Origin of the sequence: Nostoc sp. MG11 (genome assembly GCF_014904695.1) — a bacterium.
Lineage (GTDB): Bacteria > Cyanobacteriota > Cyanobacteriia > Cyanobacteriales > Nostocaceae > Komarekiella.
In genome coordinates this window covers 1-16,882 of the sequence record NZ_JACXXN010000033.1, presented here as the reverse complement: position 1 = coordinate 16,882, position 16,882 = coordinate 1, and the positions used below count along the sequence as shown (strand labels likewise).

Genomic DNA, 16,882 nt, shown 5'->3' with positions numbered 1-16,882 from the left:
TGGATGTTCAATGGATTTGGCAGATTACTTACACCGAACTGTTCTTTAGTGGGCTGTTAAGCTTCATAAGTAATCCACAATGGCGAAATTTCTACTGGATTGTACTTCCATAGCCAGTTTTCACGCAGGAGGTTAGGAAAATTCCGGTTACTGAATGTGAATGGCAAACTACACCGCTTTTGAAGGTAGAGGGTGAGGCTGTGGCGGTTGTGCAAGTAATTTTGGATAGTTTATCCCCCTTGCTCTACAGGATGACGCTAACTGTACAAGCGACTAAACTGTGGATAATGTCTAGCAATTGTTGCTTTTAGCACTACTTACATAAATTTAATTGCATTGTTAAACATCCTACTAAAATCTAATCCTGTTATATCAAATGGTAGTTATGTCAGCGTATCAAGGTAGTTCTGGGGAAACCGCCGATTTGATGATTGGTGTTCGTAACCAAGAAAACCATGACTTACAACCAAATTCTGCTCCTGTGGGTGCTCTTGCCACAAGGCAAGGAACTATTTCTACGTTTCTTGCTCCTCTAACTCAGGATACTTTTAAACAGGTTGTTAAGGATGTCGAGCAAAAATTACAGATTGTCCATCAAACCCTGTCAATGCTTGATTATCAGGGGTTTGAAACAATTCTGCAAGAAATGTTGCATTCAATTACCTTGAAAACCGGGGAATTACTGGGGGCAGATCGCACGACAATATTTTTATTAGATGAAGAAAAAAAAGAACTCTGGTCAATAGTAGCGGAGGCAGAGGGTGATCGCTCTTTAGAAATTCGCATCCCAGCAGATAAAGGCATTGGTGGTGAAGTTGCCACTTTCAAGCAAGTTATCAATATTCCTTTTGATTTTTATAACGATCCGCGATCGCATTTTGCCCAGGAACAAGAAAAAAGAACTGGCTATCGCACTTACACCATGCTGGCTTTGCCACTGTTGAATGAACATGGGCAATTAGTTGCAGTGGTGCAATTACTAAATAAATTAAACTCTGTTAATAATCCAGATGCTCCACTTGCAGAGCGCATTGATACCAAAGGCTTTACAAGTGCTGACGAACAATTATTTCAAGAATTTGCTCCTTCAATTCGACTGATTTTAGAGTCGTCGCGCTCTTTTTATGTAGCAACCCAAAAACAAAGAGCGGTGGCGGCGCTGATGAAAGCGATTAAGTCGCTCTCTCAAAGCAGTCTTGATTTAGAAGATACTCTAAAACGGGTGATGGATGAAGCGAAGGAACTGATGAACGCCGATCGCAGTACCCTATGGTTAATAGACCGCGATCGTCATCAATTATGGACGAAAATCACCCAAGACGATGGCTCAACAAAAGAGTTGCGAATACCTGTAGGTAAAGGCTTTGCTGGCATAGTAGCTGCTTCTGGCAAAAAGCTGAATATTCCCTTTGATTTATATGAGCATCCTGATTCTGAGACAGCCAAACAAATTGACCAGCAAAATGGCTATCGCACCTGTAGTTTACTGTGTATGCCAGTGTTTAACGCCGATCAAGAATTAATTGGTGTTACCCAGCTAGTAAATAAAAAGAAATCAGGGGATTTTCCGCTTTATAATCCAGCGTATTGGCCCAAGGCTCCCGAATGCTTCCAAGCTAGCTTTGACCGCAACGATGAAGAGTTCATGGAAGCTTTTAATATTCAAGCGGGTGTGGCATTACAAAATGCTCAGTTATTTGCCACAGTCAAACAACAAGAACAAATGCAGCGGGACATTCTGCGTAGTCTTTCCAATGGAGTGGTTTCTACTGATAAAGCCGGGTTAATTATCGCTGCAAATGAAAGTGCCAAACGTTTGCTGGGGCTGGAATTAGAAGACCGTTTAGAAGGTAAATTAGTTAATGATGTGATTGGCATCAAAGAAAGCGACTTTAGCAAGTGGTGTCAGGATGCTTTACATGGAACAGACTTAAAAAGTCGTCAGCAATATTACCCCGATCGCACACTCCTGACCACTGGTACAGAACAGCACAGTATTAATTTATCGATTAACACAATTGCTGATGCTAGCGATCAACAGCAAGTCCGTGGGGCGCTGGTTGTGATGGAAGATATCAGTGATGAAAAGCGCCTCAAAAGTACAATGTACCGCTATATGACCCAGGAATTAGCGGAAGAATTGCTGAAATTGGATGATGCTAAATTAGGAGGCGATCGCAAAGAAGTTTCAATTTTATTTTCTGATATTCGTGGTTACACTACTTTGACAGAAAACTTGGAAGCAGAAGAAGTGGTGAGTATGCTCAATGAATATTTTGAATCAATGGTAGAGGCAGTTTTTAAACATAAAGGTACTCTTGATAAATACATCGGTGATGCGATCATGGCTGTGTTTGGTTCTCCTTTACCATTAGAAGAACACGCTTGGATGGCAGTGCAAACATCTCTAGAAATGCGCCATCGCCTACAAGATTTTAATCAACGTCGTTATATAGCTAATAAACCAAGGATTAATATCGGTATTGGCATCAATTCTGATACCGTGATCAGTGGCAATATTGGCTCTAGTAAGCGGATGGAATTTACCGCCATTGGTGATGGTGTTAATCTTGGCTCCCGACTAGAAAGTGTTAGTAAACAATATGGTTGCGACATTATTATTAGCGATAACACTTATCAACCTTGCCAAGATGATATTTGGGCGAGGGAACTAGATTACATTCGCGTCAAGGGTAGAAATGAGCCAGTGGCCATATACGAATTGGTAAGTTTGCGTTCTGAGCCAATTAGTAGCGAAAAATTGCAAGTGATTGAGCATTATCACAAAGGACGCGAGTATTATCTAAATCGCCAGTTTACCTTTGCTAAAGCCGAGTTTGCCAAAGTTTTGTCAGCTGATAAGAATGACAAAGCTGCTATGTTACATCTGCGACGTTGTCAGCATTGGTTGCAATCACCCCCATCAGATGCAGATTGGGATGAGGGCGTCTGGACATTTCATGAGAAATAAGCTCTGTAGTTATTATTGTTTTCAGAAATATTTGAGACATAAATGTTTCAATTTTTTGTTAATATTTAACTCTAACGGCTTTCATTTGGATACAGCGGTAGAGGCATAAAGCTAGCTTTGCGCCTCTATAAAAGATACACTCTTGCAATAATTTCAGGACTTACGCACTCAGATCCCCCAACCCCCTTAAAAAGGGGGCTTTAGAAGTTCCCCCCTTAAAAAGGGGAGCCAGCGCGGTCTTCTCCCAAGGGGAGACGCCAAAGGCGATGGGGTCTCCCCAAGTGAAGCGACTGGCGTGGGCTAGGGGGGATCTAGGTTTCAGGCTTCAGTGCGTAAGTTCTAAATTTGTTGTAGCGCTGGGTGTCTTACCTGCCTTGAACAAGAAGGAAGAAGGATGATCCTTCGTCCCTCTGACTTCGTGAAAATGCTGCAAGATGTGAGACTTTAATAATATGGAAGTTTAAGGCTGGATTAACTACAGGTTCTTAAGCAGGAATATTATACAAAATACAGAGGTGTAGACTGGAAAAGTAGTAATAAACAACTGATAATTTATAAAATTTTAGGGACATAAATAGTTTATTTCTATGGAATATAAAGTTTTAACATTTAGCTGAAGAACTTTCTTATTGTCTACAATTTAAGGAATAATTAAGCAATAATACTACTTAGCGCTTAGACCTAATTTAGTCAAGTTCCCAAAATTAAGAGGAGCATAGATATGGAAAGGAAACAAAGAATTGAAATTACAGATTTGCTTGAACAAGCAGTTGAGAATGCAGTAGCAAGACGGAACGAAGCTTTACATTTAGAAGATACTTTGCCAACTTTATCTGATGATGAAGCAGCAAACATTGTAGGTGGTTCGACTCTGGTTGCTCAGCCTATTTCTGTTTACACACCACCTAAACGGCCAGTTAAGCCGCCGATTACAGTTGGGATAATTGCCACTAATCCGCCAGTAGCTTAGTTTACAGCCTTCAAGTTAAAAAAGTACTCTTTGTTGGAGGCTCTACTGATGGAAAATATTGGTACTAATAAGACCACACTTTGCCCAAGTGCTAGACCAGAAATGGCGGATAGTGTTGTTTTTGGTTTAATCAGTGGGACGGTGACAGAACCCCGTGTAGCTTATCTTAAGCAGCCGACACTTGTGACAGATGAACTGATGGCAAAAGTTAGCCCAGTTACACCCGCTGAAGTTTTTCGGACGGCAGCACCCTGCGCGGCTAAAGGTTGCCAGCATTTTGATGGTAGAGACTGTCGCCTAGCAATGCACATTGTCGAGAAATTGCCCACAGTAGCAGCGGAACTGCCTCCCTGTTCCATACGCCGAGATTGTCGTTGGTGGCAACAAGAAGGCAGGGCAGCCTGTATGCGTTGTCCACAAGTTATCACTGATAACTACAATGCGTCTGAATTAATGCATGAAATAGCAATACCTAAAGCTAGTTCATTAACTTAAATGAGTAATTTTTATTTTTCAGTCCAAAATTATACTTGGACTGATTTTTTACAGGTTTTTCTAAATTGAAGAAATTTATTTTAATGTAATATTTCTCAAGCAAAATTCAAAGATATTAGGATTTAGCCAAAAATAACAGCGATCGCTTTTGAGGTGGCAATTACTTTGTAAAGGATAATTGATATTTGTTGTCAAACTAACTGGTAAGGCTACACACTAAAAGTACAACACAGGCAATTATTTTATGACTGCTATTTCTAGTTCTAGCTTTCAATTAAAGCGGCCAATTTGGCAAACCGCCATCATGCTGACTTTGGGCTTTTGGCTCAGTGCCAGTGTAGTTTTAGATTGGGTAATTATGCCTAGTCTTTATCTTTCTGGAATGATGAATCAAGCTGGTTTTACTACAGCAGGCTATGTGATTTTTTGGAATTTTAATCGCATGGAATTATTATCTGCTGCTGTGGTATTAACTGGGGCGCTGGCTTTAAGCAAAACTCAATCTCACTGGCGTCTTGGCGGTATTGTTTTATCTGCGTTGCTGCTAACTATAGCTCTGCTTGACACCTATTTCTTAACTCCGCAAATGTGCGCCATAGGAGTTCAACTCAATCTATTTGAAGCCGCTGCTGCAATTCCATCGACAATGAATTTACTGCATGGTGGTTATTGGCTATTAGAAATAGTCAAGCTATTAGCTGGTGGCACACTTTTAAGCTGGTGCTGGCGACAGCAATTTTAAAGGTTAAATCTTACATAGAAATCACAAAGACGCTAAGAAATACTTGGCGTCTTTTTGCTGTATGGCTTATCTAAATGCACAATCTAAAGGATTTAGTTAGGGCGTTTGCTCAGAATCCGAGGAAGCTTCATTGTTAAAAAACAGCAAGCGTGCAGCGAGGATAGCGAACCCGACAGCAGCGATCGCTTTCAATAAGCGTGTGGGTAATAATTCTGCTACTGCTCCCCCTGCTAATGCTCCCAAAAGGCTTGTTAATAGTAATGCGCCTGCTGCACCGAAGAATACAGCGCGCGGAGATTGACAACGCCCGGAAAGCGCGATCGCCGCTAACTGACTTTTGTCACCTAACTCTGATAAAAAAACTGTAATAAAGCTCAATCCTAAAAGATGCCAGTCCATATTGATTAAGGGGGAGTGGGGAATGGAGAGAAAGTAGGGGATAAACAGAGCAGAGGGGCAGGGCAAGAAAATACCTTTTGACTCTTGACTCTTGACAAATGACTATCCGTGAAACACGTCCCAAAATAGCATTAGAGAAATCACCAGCAACATCACTCCTGCCGATTTTTCTACAATTTTCGGGCTGAGTCGGCTAGCTATCCAACTACCTAAAAGTACACTTAATAGACTAGTGGTTATCAGTGCAGCCGCAGATCCCATAAATACTATCCACGGTGAATGAGATTCTGCACTCATTAACAGAGTGGATAGCTGAGTCTTATCTCCGATTTCTGCTAGAAAAATGGTGATGAAGGTTGTACCAAAAATTACCACTGCTGATTGCTGCTTTTGAGGACTATCGGCAACTACAGGCTGAACTGGCTCAATTAGCGTCGCAGTAGTTAATTTAGAATCGATGCTGTCTTCCAGTTCTAGCTCGATCTCAGTTTGAGATATGCCAGAAAAGCCCAAAGGTGCAGAATCAAGTTTCACAGGCAGTAATTTTCTTCCTAGGTTACTTTCATATTCTTATCATATTCTCAGATTCTTGTAATAAATTGCAACCCCACAAAGTAGGAAGAGAGTGAGAAACGAAATCACAGCCCAACAGATTGGTCAAAGCGGAGCATTTCTAAACTGCGATCGCCATATACTCCCTCTATTTGCTGGCGACAGCAGTCAATGGCAAAATCGTTGAGTTCTTCTGGCTCAATCCCATACATATCTTGAAATATTTTTGGATCTACGCGGCAGAAACGAGGACGATTAGTATAGATGCGACATTCTCGTGTGGTACGGTCTAAATTAACGCACCATCCTCCTTCACCTACCATGCTGAGGTATAGTTCCAGTTCTGCTGGTGAAAGATACTGATCTAAGTCTGGACGCTCTGCTGGGTCAAGATTACAGCAGGCTCCACATTGTTTTACACATTGCCAAGTTGCCATTTGTTTGGGATTGGGGATTGGGTATTGAGAATTGGGTAAAGGGAAAGGGGTAAGGGGGTAAGGGGGCAAAGGAAAAACCATCCTTTTCCCCTTGTTAAGAGTTGTTAGTCCCTCTATTTTACGTTTTTATGTTTTTTCTTATACTTTTGTGAAGTAAATTAAATGCGACTGGCGCTCGCCGGATATGATCGAAGGCGGGTTTTGCAACTGAGCTATTGAATTTTTTAAGGCTATTGAGAGGAAAAGAGAAAAAATGGACGCTTTATTTAACACCTTCACCAGTATCAATTGGGAAGTTATTTTCCAATTACTATCTGTGGCTCTAATTATAATTGCTGGGCCAGTGGTAATCTTTGTGCTGGCATTTCGCAACGGAAATCTATAAGAGTGCTGAGTGCTGAGTAGTGAGTGCTTAGTAGAAAGAAGTGTAAAGGAGCCAGTGTGTTGCAGGAGAGAAGTCTGAGCGACGGCTTCCTCCGATTAAGAATTTCGGGGTTCCCTCGATTGTGGCAACTGGCGTTGCTGAACTGAAGAAAATTGTTGAAGTTAAAACTCATAACTCATAACTCATAACTCAGCACTCAGGACTGATAATGCTTTAAGGGCAGCTTGGATAATACTGTCATACTGTGGTTGAGATAAATCAACTTCTTTGGCATTCTCACGATTAGTACCTAGTAAACCAATAATATATCCTGGCTGCATAACTAAGACTTTGCCTTCAGGATTTTTAATTCTTAATTCTGTTCCCAAACCATTTTTATAAAAACCACAAGTATACTGACGCTGGTGATATTCAAAGGTGGTACTTGATGGGGTACGTGGCGAGGTAAAAACTTGGTGAGACTGTGTGAGTCTTACACCTATTAACTCTAGCTCGATGGTGGTGTTGCCGTTAAAGTGGTTTTCTCGTAGTTTGTATGCAACATCCACTCGTAGTGGTAGAGGGAAATAGTCGCGCCAACGCCAGGCGATCGCCTTGATTTTATACTGTTGATTATCAATATTTTGGATGAGTGTTAGTTTAATGTGACCCTTGCCAATGGTTTGTTGCTCAACTACTTGAACATTAGGTGTCCAAAATATCGGATCAGGGTTGTCCATACCGCAAGGGTGTAGGGCATTAAGCTGTTGATAAAACTGCTGATTTATTTCATTAAGATTGAGTTGAGCATCAATTTTGAGTAGAGGTTTAAGGTGCTGGGGTTCAAGACACTGGTTAGCAAACTCACTCAAACGCGATCGCAACGCCTGTAAATTCTGCGCCTTTAGAGAAAATCCGCCGGCTGCTTTGTGTCCGCCAAATTTGCCAAGTAAATCATGACAATGTTCCAAAGCTTCAAACACATGAAACTCTGGAATTCCTCTTGCTGAACCGCGTATGTGTTCCTCGTCCTCATAAGTACCGATGAACACCGGGACGCCGTAGCGTTCTAGCAAGCGGGAGGCGACAATTCCAATAACACCATGATGCCAGTTGGGTTGAACAATAAATAACACACGATCTTGTTGTAGAGAGGTAAAAAATTCTGTCTCTACATAAGCGATCGCTTCTTGTTCAATTTGCTCACACATTTGCTGACGACTGGTGTTTGTTTGTTCGCATTGCATTGCGAGTTCCAGCGCTACCCCCATATCATCTGTAATCAACAGTTCAATCACTGTCTGGGGATTACCAATCCTACCAATAGCATTAATTCGCGGCCCTAGGCGAAACCCAATATCCTCTGGCTTCAACGATTTGGGATTTGGGATTTGGGATTTTGGCAGATAGGAACCATTAGTTATTTCTCCCCCTCTCCCCCTCTCCCCCTCTCCCCGCGCCTGCACCCCAGCTACCTGAATTAAAGCCTGTATTCCAGGTAATTGAGATTTCGGTAAATGCTGTAAACCGCGTTTCACCCAGCGGCGATTCACACCAGTTAAGGGAGCTAAATCTGCGATCGTTCCCAATGTAAACAGTGCTAACATTGGCTGAATCAAACCTTGCATCTGACCGAGATGTTGTGCTAAAGACACAGCTAGGATATAAGCAACACCAACGCCAGCAACACCGCGATATGGTGAAGATTCTGCTATCAATTTGGGGTTGAGGATAGCATTAGCTGGTGGTAATTGTTGGGGAATATCGTGGTGATCGGTGATAATAACCGCAAGACCCAGTTCTCTAGCTCTGGCAATAGGTTCAAATGCTGAAATGCCATTATCTACAGTGAGAATCAGCCATACACCTTCGCTGTGAAATTCTTCAACAATGCGTTTATTAATGCCATAGCCTTCATGCATCCGACTGGGGATAGCGTAATCTACTTGTGCGCCTAAAGCGCGGAGACTACGCAATAATAAAGCAGTGCTAGTCATGCCATCAGCATCGTAATCACCGCAAATGGCGATTTTTTTTTGACAAGCGATCGCCTCTTGCAATAACTCCAAACTAATCGCCAAATCTGGGAATTCTTCTAGTGGTGAAGGCAAGATTAAAGACTCTGGATCTAAAAATGTTTCTACTTGTTTTGGTGTTTCAATACCGCGATTAATCAACAGCTGACTGATTGTGGGTGAGATATTTGTCGCAACCGCCAGCTTTTGGGCTAATTCCGTTTGCTGTGGGGAAATCTGCCAGCGCTGATCAGGCAAGCGTCTGTGGCGTTTTGGGGGTTCGGATGAAGGTCTATCAGGCATTTAGCTATTAGCTGTCAGCTATCAGGTATTAGCTTACAGTCAAAAGGGTGAAGTATGGCTTCACCCTTCTGGTTACTTATACCCAAAAGTCAAAAAACTCTACCAGCTGTTTACTTTATAAGATGAGTTCAAAATGTTCAACTATCGGAAATGGATCGTAAAAATGATGCAGAAGTTGTTTCCATTCCTGATATTCAGGAGATCCTCTAAATCCGACTGTGTGCGCCTCTAAAGTTTCCCATCTCACCAACAATAAATATTTGCCTCTAACTTCAAGACATTTATGGAGTTCATGGGATATATAACCATGCATCGACGAAATCAGATCTGAGGCTTGTTGGAAAGCGCTTTCAAAATCTTGCTCTGTAGTATTTTTTACGCTGAGCATTACTGCTTCCAAAATCATAATGTGGGTTTTAAAATACGTTTACGCGACCATCGTTGAGTATGTAGAGAGAGCGATCGCCTGGGTAACTATTACCAGGACGGATTTCTAGACGTAATGTACCAAAGTTTAGTTTAGAAACAACTGCTTGGAGTGGCAACCCTGTTTCATCCCAGAATACAAGAGAGACATTTGGTTGTGTACCGTCTTCTTGCTCCAATTGTAATTTCTGCCGAGGTTGCAAGGGAATTGCAGCGGTTCCTTGCAGTTTCTCTAGTTTTACTAAGCCAGATGTGGTATTTACCACTTCCAAGCGGACACGTTGACCAGGTATAAACTGAACTGGGCGTGAACCGCACTTAGAAGCGCAGGTTCCAGCCAATGTAGCGCTGGGGTTGTCTATTAATGCAAGGCTGAGAACTGTTGCTATTAAGGTAACTGGTACTAGCTTCAACATGAAATAACAATTAAAAGTCTGTAAATTTTAATACCTAATTACAGAATTATACACACTTATTTGTGGATTACGTATGTCAAATTATTTACTTAAAACTTGCCAAAGCGCTCAAAATAATTCCGTATCATCGTTACAGTGTTTTTAGTCAATAAGAATATTTAATCTAGCGAATCACAAGGAATACTGAAAACAAAGTTTTAAAGCAGGTCTATTGTCTAGCCGAGCCTGATTTTTTGATTCCAGGTTGCTGAGGTTGAGTTGGAGCATTTGGTTGGCGACTAGTGCGAAAAGTCACATTCACGCCTTCATTCGATTGTTCTAGCACTAAAAGAGGTGTAGGTTTAGCCTTTTGATCCCAATGCATGGAAGCAATCCGACCTTGAATTGTCGGTTGCCAAGTATCTTCATCTTCTATTGGACTCAGGTAAGTTTCAATGCAGTCAATAATTTGGCTAATAGTTGCAGAAGTCGCTTGCGTCGGTAACTTCATTAACCGGATTTGGATGCGAAACAGTACTCGCTTAGCAGGGTTCGTTGGGCTACCAGTTTCATACTCTACATCAAAAGTTTCATCGACCTGTCGTCCAGTACTATTAGCAATTCCTAATGTTCCTTGTTGAGCTTGATTTGGACGCAGAGCTTGAGAAATTTTATCTTTGACCTTGATCTTAACTTGATTAAGGATTGCAAAATGAAACACCTCCTCTGACATCCGCATTCGCAGATAATCTAGGTTAAAGTCCCGTGAGTTGACCAAATCGGGATTAGTTTCCATTTTGCGAATTGTTTCTAGCGCCAGCTTAAACTTTTTATCTAGTTCTCGCACGCGGAATTTTTCAAACCTGATTTTTTTCTCCAGCTGATTCATCTGGAGTTTGCTATACACAATCAAAGCAATCACCGCTAAAGCCAACCCTCCAGAGGTTATCACTAAAAAAGGTGGTGTTTGAGGATCGCTTGTTGGCACTTCCTGAAATGCCTTTTTAGTCTTTGACCCTGGGGATTGGGCAAGAAACATCGAAGTGAGCATAGTTGACAAACTGAAAAACTTGACTCCTGATTTTTAGGATGCCCAAATCTTGAATACCATCTTGCTGTACCATTAATATTTTTTACAGCTTTTCTCAAACTGCATATGTCCAGACACTTGAGCGTCCCTGCTGGGGGTTCAACAAACCTAAGACCCTTGTCTGAGATTTCATCTACTTGCTTGAGCAATATTCGTCTTGTTGCCACAGATATGGATGGCACTCTAACTAAACGAGGAAAATTTACTGCTACACTCTTGCAAGCGCTGGAGGATTTAGCTGCATCTGGCATCCAAGTGCTAATTGTCACGGGACGTTCAGCCGGTTGGGTAAGTGGATTGAGTAGCTTGATGCCGATTGCAGGGGCTATGGCAGAAAATGGCGGTTTATTCTTTCCATCCAAGAACCAGAAACCACTAACCTTAACACCTATTCCCGATTTAGCTGAACATCGCCAGCATTTGGCTACAGCTTTTAAGCAATTACAAACCAAATTTCCCCAAATTCAGGAATCTGCTGACAATTGCTTTCGCATTACTGACTGGACTTTTGATGTAGCTGCTTTGAGTTTTAGTGAACTACAAACCCTGGATAATCTTTGTCAGCAGATGGGTTGGGGATTCACCTACAGCAATGTGCAGTGCCATATTAAACCCCAAGGGCAAGATAAGGCTCTGGGCTTGTTGCAGGTATTGCGTGAATACTTGCTGGAGTATTCGCCAGAACAAATTGTCACCGTTGGCGATAGCCCCAATGATGAAAGCTTGTTTAATCAGAGTTATTTTCCGGTTTCTGTGGGCGTGGCAAATGTGCTGGAATATGTCAATAAATTGCAATATCAGCCTGCTTATGTAACTACATCTGCCGAAGGAGAAGGATTTTGTGAATTATCTAGTTATCTTCTAAAAAGCTTGGAAATACCCAGAAGTTAGGGAGCGCTAAACTTGCTCTAGAATAGTTTAGTAGCGAGGTTTCGCTAAGGTATAGGCTTAAAATTGTCGTTTCTGTTACTGCTGATTAACTGATTAATAATGCGATCGCCATATTTCTTTTTTACCACCGACCATAGCAATTACGTCGTTTACAGCTGCGTAGGCATAGCCCGCAGCTGGCATCACCAAAGATAGTTTTTTTATAGGAACATATACAATAGTAGCTTTGTCAACAAATATTGGTAGACCAAGCTCTAAATTTTCGGTCTTATTTGGGTTCAAACACAGTATTCTTTCCAGATTTCTGTAACCATTTTTACCTAAATTACAGTTCATTGCACAAATGTATTAGCTTGTACTTATCAAACCGGGTTTTGCAACTTATTAAATAATATCCAGGTCAGTTTATGTAACATCCATGACATTTCATTTGATACTCAATACCCTAGAATCTGTTTTCATGAAGGGCTAATCCTAGAATCTCTAGCTGGAGTCAGAGCAAAACCGCAATTTTGTCTGCAAAAGTACATCTCAAGGTACTGTGTAGTTTCAAAACCAAACATTTATATTCAAGATATGACATTGCTCTTTTGGGTGTCAGCAATTAATAAGTTAAAGAAATACCATTTTTATAATTTCTTTGTTATTTTGTATTTAGTGGGACAGTTATTCATAATTTGGTGGGTTTAAATATCAATTAGTTAAACCATTTACCTGTTCCAAAACTCCATGTTAATTATTTGTTTTGTGCTTGTTTCATATATATAAGCACAAAACAAATGACAGAAATATGTTGCCCAGTAACATCTCAAATTGGCGAATAGTTTATCAACACAAGGAAAACCTTGCTTACAACAATGATCAAAACAAATAATCGGCGTATTGTTTTCCCTGCTTTTATTAATGCTGTAGGAGAAAACCAGAAAGTAGGGGCTAAAAACAAGTTTGCTCAGCCTAAATTAGATTTACTGCAACCATTACGTATATGGCTTGACAAACTCGAAATTCCGAATCCTAAATTAGCTAAGTTTATTGCTAAACTGATTCCTGCTCAGTGTCCCTTTGAGCGTGATGTGATGCTGTTTGGTCGCAAAATTGGACATATTCCCCCCATGTGCAAGCTCAATCCCCTTTATGATCAACTTGTAGGCTTGCGTTTTCGCGCTTTGTGTTATTTAGTAGATCAGTGTGGAGAAGATATTCAGTCCTACTGCTGAAAATAACCAAAGTAAACATGGCATGGAAATTAAAATTGAGCATCAACCCAGTCAAGAGCGTCTTAATCAATTAGGTGTGTCCAAATGGGCAATTTGGAAAAAGGAAATATCAAAGTTTCCTTGGACGTATGATTCTCAAGAAACTTGTTACTTTTTAGAAGGTGATGTAACTGTTACTCCTGATGGTGGACAGCCAGTGCAGATGGGTAAAAGCGATTTAGTAACTTTTCCTGCTGGTATGTCCTGTGTATGGGAAATAACAAGTGACGTGAAAAAACATTATTACTTTGATTAATCAAAAGTAGAGATGTGCTGGTTCCGAAGCATTTTTATCTGCTTTGTTTTCTAAAACCCAAACATCTCATAACTCAGTTCAGATTTTGATTGTAGGGAGGTTCGCAACGAGAGTCGTAGGATAAAGTGGCATTAGTAAACTACTTGTATCCGTATATTACAAAACTCGTTGCAACTTCATCCCCTAAATAATATTTGGCAGAAATTTATTACTAATTATTGCTAAATTGATGGCTAACAGCCCAAAGTATAATTGTAGGATTTTGTGGCTTCATCTTTGTCGTAATTCTTGCTGCCTGGATATTCATTAAAATTGCTATTGAAATTAAGGTTAATAGATTTTATCTGATTGTTAACAAAAGTGATAGATAAATCATTTTTAATAAACTGAAAAAATAATCGCCGGAAACTTTTTAAAATATATCTGTCGATACTTTCATTACCATTATTTTTTTTGGTAGAATGAATGCTAAAAATAGCGCTTGCTCATTTGAGAAGTTTGATTTAATACATAATGTCACGCCAAAAATGGTGTGATGAAAAGACTATTGTAGAGCAAGAATCTACCTTAACCCAATCAAAATTTGGCAGAAATAACGATATTTCATAGTGATTAACTCCATGTGAAAGATAGAGAGTTCATAATTGTACTAGTGGGGAATTAATCATAGAAGATGTGATCTATCAAGCAAAGGTTGTTTCCTACCGCAATTTTAATGAGGAAAATTATAAAAAATGTTACTTCATTTAAGTACTTGGCAGGAAGTCGAAGCTTATCTACAGCAGTCTCAGGGTATTATTTTACCTATTGGTTCCACTGAGCAACATGGGCCAACGGGATTAATTGGCACTGATGCGATTTGTGCAGAAGCGATCGCCCGTGGTGTCGGTGATGCAACCCAGGCGATCGTTGGCCCTACAATCAATGTGGGGATGGCACTGCACCACACCGCCTTTCCTGGGACAATCAGTCTGCGTCCCAGTACTTTGATTCGGGTAGTTCAAGAGTATGTAACTTGTTTAGCTAAAGCTGGTTTTACCAAGTTCTACTTTATCAACGGACACGGCGGCAATATTGCTACTCTCAAAGCTGCTTTCTCGGAAACTTACGCCCACTTAGAAGATTTGCAGATTGCGAATGCCCAACGGGTGCAATGTCAAGTGGCTAACTGGTTTATGTGCGGTTCTGTTTATAAGCTTGCTAAAGAATTATATGGCAACCAAGAAGGCTCTCATGCCACCCCAAGTGAAGTAGCGCTCACCCAATACGTTTATCCAGAGGCGATTAAGCAAGCACCCCTCTCACCAGAAGTTGGAACTGGACACAGAATTTATGGTGCTGCTAACTTTCGAGCGCATTACCCAGATGGACGCATGGGATCAAATCCTAGCTTGGCTACACCGGAACATGGGAAGCAATTCTATGACTTGGCGGTGAAGGAGCTTAGCAATGATTATTTGGAATTTGTGAACGCAGATTAAAGAAAGGCAAGAGCTACTTAGTTTTTTCGCTTGTCGGGCGCACCATCACGGGTACTAGAGTTTTGACTAAACCCGTAATCGCAACTATCACAGTAGCAATTCCCCCAATCGATAATGAAGTCAAAATTGCCATTGCAAGGATGATTTCAGTAGGACTGTACCCGTCTCGCATCCAGGTAGATGGTTTCTCTAGCGATGTTGACGAGACGGGGATCAATTGGGAAGTTTGAGTAGTTTGATTGGAGTTGACTGGAGTTGTTAAGGCAGTTTTCACGGCTTGAACCTCTTTTAAATGTTTCTATGCAAATGATATTTCTGCGTTGAAGAGAGGAGATTCCCTAAAGATGTAGACAAAGTAGAGATAAAGTAGAAATTAAGTAGAATCGAGAAGAAATCTCACAAGCCGTCTATGCAATGGGCTGATTTTCTAGCACAAGAAGCTGCTACTCATAGCTTATCTCCAGAGCAAACGGCAGCTTTTGTAGAGCGTTTGAAGACTGAAAACTCAGGTAAGAGTGAGGCAAAAGTTGCCAGCGAGTTGAACATCGGCGCTGCTGCTTTCAAAAAACGGATGACTGAGGTTTATGACAAATTCGCCCAGAGTTATCCTGAGTTAGCCAATTCTGAAAGGCGGGGTAAGCTAGAAAAGTTACGGGCTTGCCTGACAAGGAAATATAATGGCGGGCAAGATGCCCACCCCACAATTAAAGAAATTCATCAAAATATTCCCCCTGCTGTCCCATTTGAAAAATTTGTGGGACGTGAGGCGGAACTACAAAACCTGCACCAGCAATTACAAACATTTCAGGAAGTTGCCATTGTAGCTGTGGCGGGTATGGGTGGAGTAGGCAAAACTGAACTCGCTACCCAATACGCCAAACAGCATTTGCAGAATTATCAAGGTGGGGTTTGCTGGTTATCAGCACAGGGAATAGATGTGGGAATTCAGATTCTCAGATTTGCTGAATTGAAATTTAAACTCATTGCACCGGACAACTGGGAATTAGCAGATAGGCTGAAGTACTGCTGGCAAAATTGGCAACAAGGTGAAGTACTGCTGGTGTTTGATGATGTCACTGACTACAAAAAACAGGTTCAGCGTTATCTACCCCCAGAATCACTCCGGTTTAAAATCTTGCTGACAACGCGCCAGGGATTTGATAGAACTTTGTCACAATTACCTTTGGGTGTTCTCAAACCATTGGCGGCGATGAAATTATTAAAATCGCTGGTTGACAGAGAACGACTGCAACAGGAGGCTTGGGTTGCGAGAAGAATTTGTAAATTCTTGGGATATTTGCCTTTGGCATTAGAGTTAGTGGGGCGATATCTGGATAAAATGCCAGATTTGTCTTTGGAGACACTGCTGAAGCGGCTGGAGAAAAAGCGACTGGAACACGAAGCAGTCGCCAAGGCTAACCCATTGATGCGTTATGAATATGGCGTGGCTGAAGCTTTTGCATTGAGTTGGGAACAGTTGGATGAAAATGCACAAGAATTAGGCTGTTGGCTGAGTTTGTTTGCTTTGGCTGATATTCCGTTATTTGTTGAGCGGATAGAAGATGATGATGAACAAGAACTCTGCGAGAAAGCTATAGCTGAATTGTGTAAACTGCATTTATTAAAATCTCAGGCTAAAGGAATATATCGTCTATATCCACTGATTCGGCAATTTTTGCAAATGAAGTTGGATGAGTCAAGTGAGGTGGATGAAGTAAAAACCGCTTTTGCAGCAACAATGTTACAGCAGTTTCGAGGTAAATGAGGTACAGTAAATATTAGTGCATCGAGAATGACAATGAAAGCGTACTCCATCGATTTGCGTTCAAAAATAGTAGA

At 41.1% G+C, this 16,882-nt stretch carries 19 protein-coding genes; 10 read left to right on the top strand and 9 right to left on the bottom strand.

The features are described 5' to 3' along the window. Positions 1 to 385: 385 nt before the first annotated feature. The 4 genes from HCR01_RS28415 to HCR01_RS28400 all read left to right on the top strand — a co-directional run bounded on the left by HCR01_RS28415 (position 386) and on the right by HCR01_RS28400 (position 5,178). Positions 386 to 2,971: a GAF domain-containing protein gene (locus HCR01_RS28415; protein ID WP_193199376.1), complete on the top strand. Its 2,586-nt coding sequence runs from the start codon at positions 386 to 388 to the stop codon at positions 2,969 to 2,971. Positions 2,972 to 3,692: 721 nt separating this feature from the next. Further along, entirely contained in the window at positions 3,693 to 3,941 is a 249-nt protein-coding gene (locus tag HCR01_RS28410; protein WP_193199375.1) for a hypothetical protein, read from the top strand. A gap of 48 nt (positions 3,942 to 3,989) precedes the next feature. Continuing rightward, positions 3,990 to 4,436: a nitrogen fixation protein gene (locus HCR01_RS28405; protein WP_193199374.1), complete on the top strand. Its 447-nt coding sequence runs from the start codon at positions 3,990 to 3,992 to the stop codon at positions 4,434 to 4,436. Positions 4,437 to 4,680: 244 nt separating this feature from the next. Then, the gene (locus HCR01_RS28400) at positions 4,681 to 5,178 is read left to right on the top strand and encodes a hypothetical protein (protein ID WP_193199373.1); all 498 of its coding nucleotides are present in this window, start codon (positions 4,681 to 4,683) and stop codon (positions 5,176 to 5,178) included. 96 nt (positions 5,179 to 5,274) lie between these two features. Here the strand turns inward: HCR01_RS28400 and HCR01_RS28395 are convergent, their stop codons facing one another. The 3 genes from HCR01_RS28395 to HCR01_RS28385 form a co-directional block, all read right to left on the bottom strand. Further along, a complete protein-coding gene (locus HCR01_RS28395) occupies positions 5,275 to 5,577 on the bottom strand; it encodes a TMEM165/GDT1 family protein (RefSeq protein ID WP_193199372.1) in 303 nt (100 codons plus the stop codon). A 102-nt stretch (positions 5,578 to 5,679) separates the two neighbouring features. Then, positions 5,680 to 6,111, bottom strand: a complete 432-nt coding sequence (locus HCR01_RS28390; RefSeq protein WP_193199371.1) for a TMEM165/GDT1 family protein — start codon at positions 6,109 to 6,111, stop codon at positions 5,680 to 5,682. 104 nt (positions 6,112 to 6,215) lie between these two features. Then, positions 6,216 to 6,566: a YkgJ family cysteine cluster protein gene (locus tag HCR01_RS28385; protein WP_193199370.1), complete on the bottom strand. Its 351-nt coding sequence runs from the start codon at positions 6,564 to 6,566 to the stop codon at positions 6,216 to 6,218. A 253-nt stretch (positions 6,567 to 6,819) separates the two neighbouring features. On the opposite strand from HCR01_RS28385, the gene psb30 reads away from it, so the two are divergent. After that, positions 6,820 to 6,951: a photosystem II reaction center protein Ycf12/Psb30 gene (gene psb30 / locus HCR01_RS28380; RefSeq protein ID WP_162395857.1), complete on the top strand. Its 132-nt coding sequence runs from the start codon at positions 6,820 to 6,822 to the stop codon at positions 6,949 to 6,951. A 182-nt stretch (positions 6,952 to 7,133) separates the two neighbouring features. Here psb30 and HCR01_RS28375 read toward each other — a convergent pair whose 3' ends face one another. The 4 genes from HCR01_RS28375 to HCR01_RS28360 all read right to left on the bottom strand — a co-directional run bounded on the left by HCR01_RS28375 (position 7,134) and on the right by HCR01_RS28360 (position 11,120). Further along, on the bottom strand, positions 7,134 to 9,248 hold the full coding sequence (locus HCR01_RS28375; protein WP_193199369.1) for a single-stranded-DNA-specific exonuclease RecJ: 2,115 nt from the start codon (positions 9,246 to 9,248) through the stop codon (positions 7,134 to 7,136). Positions 9,249 to 9,363: 115 nt separating this feature from the next. Beyond that, positions 9,364 to 9,654, bottom strand: a complete 291-nt coding sequence (locus tag HCR01_RS28370) for an antibiotic biosynthesis monooxygenase family protein (protein WP_193199368.1) — start codon at positions 9,652 to 9,654, stop codon at positions 9,364 to 9,366. Between the two features lie 10 nt (positions 9,655 to 9,664). Continuing rightward, the gene (locus HCR01_RS28365; RefSeq protein ID WP_193199367.1) at positions 9,665 to 10,090 is read right to left on the bottom strand and encodes a hypothetical protein; all 426 of its coding nucleotides are present in this window, start codon (positions 10,088 to 10,090) and stop codon (positions 9,665 to 9,667) included. A gap of 208 nt (positions 10,091 to 10,298) precedes the next feature. Next, a complete protein-coding gene (locus HCR01_RS28360) occupies positions 10,299 to 11,120 on the bottom strand; it encodes a hypothetical protein (protein ID WP_193199366.1) in 822 nt (273 codons plus the stop codon). A gap of 105 nt (positions 11,121 to 11,225) precedes the next feature. On the opposite strand from HCR01_RS28360, the gene HCR01_RS28355 reads away from it, so the two are divergent. Beyond that, a complete protein-coding gene (locus HCR01_RS28355; RefSeq protein WP_193199365.1) occupies positions 11,226 to 12,050 on the top strand; it encodes an HAD family hydrolase in 825 nt (274 codons plus the stop codon). Between the two features lie 93 nt (positions 12,051 to 12,143). On the opposite strand, the gene HCR01_RS28350 is transcribed toward HCR01_RS28355, so the two are convergent. After that, entirely contained in the window at positions 12,144 to 12,332 is a 189-nt protein-coding gene (locus tag HCR01_RS28350) for a hypothetical protein (protein WP_193199364.1), read from the bottom strand. 575 nt (positions 12,333 to 12,907) lie between these two features. Between HCR01_RS28350 and HCR01_RS28345 the strand changes: the two genes are divergently transcribed. The 3 genes from HCR01_RS28345 (at position 12,908) to HCR01_RS28335 (ending at position 15,043) form a co-directional block, all read left to right on the top strand. Next, positions 12,908 to 13,267: a Mo-dependent nitrogenase C-terminal domain-containing protein gene (locus tag HCR01_RS28345; RefSeq protein ID WP_193199363.1), complete on the top strand. Its 360-nt coding sequence runs from the start codon at positions 12,908 to 12,910 to the stop codon at positions 13,265 to 13,267. A 22-nt stretch (positions 13,268 to 13,289) separates the two neighbouring features. Then, positions 13,290 to 13,562: a cupin domain-containing protein gene (locus HCR01_RS28340; RefSeq protein ID WP_193199362.1), complete on the top strand. Its 273-nt coding sequence runs from the start codon at positions 13,290 to 13,292 to the stop codon at positions 13,560 to 13,562. 734 nt (positions 13,563 to 14,296) lie between these two features. Next, positions 14,297 to 15,043, top strand: coding sequence for a creatininase family protein (locus HCR01_RS28335; RefSeq protein WP_193199361.1), 747 nt, complete (start codon positions 14,297 to 14,299; stop codon positions 15,041 to 15,043). A gap of 13 nt (positions 15,044 to 15,056) precedes the next feature. Here the strand turns inward: HCR01_RS28335 and HCR01_RS28330 are convergent, their stop codons facing one another. Beyond that, positions 15,057 to 15,317: a hypothetical protein gene (locus HCR01_RS28330; RefSeq protein ID WP_193199360.1), complete on the bottom strand. Its 261-nt coding sequence runs from the start codon at positions 15,315 to 15,317 to the stop codon at positions 15,057 to 15,059. Between the two features lie 135 nt (positions 15,318 to 15,452). On the opposite strand from HCR01_RS28330, the gene HCR01_RS28325 reads away from it, so the two are divergent. Then, positions 15,453 to 16,808 (top strand): NB-ARC domain-containing protein, encoded by a 1,356-nt coding sequence (locus HCR01_RS28325; protein WP_193199359.1) that lies wholly within the window; start codon positions 15,453 to 15,455, stop codon positions 16,806 to 16,808. Positions 16,809 to 16,882 lie beyond the last annotated feature (74 nt).